1 protein-coding gene is annotated in these 211 nt (G+C 62.6%); it reads right to left on the bottom strand.

Translation table 11 applies throughout. The features are described from left to right. On the bottom strand, window positions 1-211 hold a 211-nt coding region (locus AYR66_RS18655), incomplete at both ends, for an EF-Tu C-terminal domain-related protein (RefSeq protein WP_474647537.1).

The following is a 211-nucleotide window of genomic DNA, read 5'->3' as shown; positions in this document are numbered from 1 at the left end:
GGCGCCGACGGTACGGCCGCCTTCGCGGATTGCGAAGCGCAGACCTTCTTCCATCGCGATCGGGGAGATCAGCTTGACGGTGATCGAAACGTTATCACCCGGCATCACCATTTCCTTGCCGGCCGGCAGCTCGATCGCGCCGGTCACGTCCGTCGTACGGAAGTAGAACTGCGGACGGTAGTTGTTGAAGAACGGGGTGTGACGGCCGCCT

This window comes from Noviherbaspirillum denitrificans, from assembly GCF_002211445.1.
Taxonomy (GTDB): domain Bacteria; phylum Pseudomonadota; class Gammaproteobacteria; order Burkholderiales; family Burkholderiaceae_D; genus Noviherbaspirillum; species Noviherbaspirillum denitrificans.
Note: the sequence above shows the minus strand (reverse complement) of the source record. Positions and strands in the feature narration are given on the sequence as shown.